We start from the raw sequence: 1,069 nt of genomic DNA on the forward strand, positions 1-1,069 counted from the left end.
TCTCTATCAATTTCAATTCCACAGCACTCACATTTATAACTTCTTTCTGATAATTCCAGTTTCTCTTTAACATTTCCACATTTACTACAAGTTTTCAACGATGGAAACCACTTATCTATCTTCAAAAATTGCTTTCCTAAAAATATCAGTTTATACTCAAGCATTCTCAAAAACATTCCCCACCCATTATCTCCTACACTTTTGCCAAAATTTAATGCCTGGCTCATCCCTTTCATATTCAAATTCTCAACAACCACAGCATTATAATCTTCAGACAATTTTTTCGATAATTTATGCAAAAAATCTCTTCGGCAATTTTTGATATACTCATGCAATTTTGATATTTTCGCTTTTTGCTTATACCAATTTTTAGAAAATTTCACTTTTCTCGATAATGATTTCTGTAATTTTTTCAATTCTTCTTCCAACATCCTAAAATATTTTGGATAATCAGCTCTTTGGTTTTCAGAACTGACAAATAATTCAGACATTGAAAAATCAAGTCCAATCACTTTATCATTACTTGGATTTTTTTGAATTTCTTTTTCAAATTCTGTCAAAACAGAAACATAGTAATTTCCATTACTGTTTGTCAATGTTACCGACTTTATTCTATAATCCTTCGGTATTTCTCTATGATATTTCAATTTTACTCTTTTCAATTTTGGCAAAACCAAATATTTGTTTTCCTCTATTCGTATCGAATTATTCACACAATTTGTCGTATAACTTTTAACACTAGTCTTTTTAGATTTGAACCTCGGAAACTTCGCTCTCTTCTGAAAGAAATTCGTAAACGATCGTTTTACATTCAATTGAGCATTTGAAAGTGCCAAACTGTCTACTTCTTTTAGAAATTTATTTTCACTCTTCAAACTGGCAGGTGTAATTATTTTATTTTTTCCAGTTTCTTCATAAAATTTATTCGCAGCATACAAAATCGTATTGTAAACAAAACGAACACATCCAAAAGTCTTATTTATCAATAATTCCTGCTCCTTATTTGGATAAATCCTGTATTTGAATGCTAAATTATATTTCATAAAATTACACCTCCTTTTGATTTTGA

At 29.1% G+C, this 1,069-nt stretch carries 1 protein-coding gene; it reads right to left on the reverse strand.

Going from position 1 to position 1,069, the window contains the following annotated elements:
- Positions 1-1,043, reverse strand: a 1,043-nt coding sequence (locus ACO409_RS11035) for an RNA-guided endonuclease TnpB family protein (protein ID WP_485557219.1), incomplete at its 3' end; no start/stop codon positions are given.
- Between the last annotated feature and the right edge of the window lie 26 nt (positions 1,044-1,069).

The sequence above is a fragment of the Leptotrichia sp. genome (genome assembly GCF_057270615.1).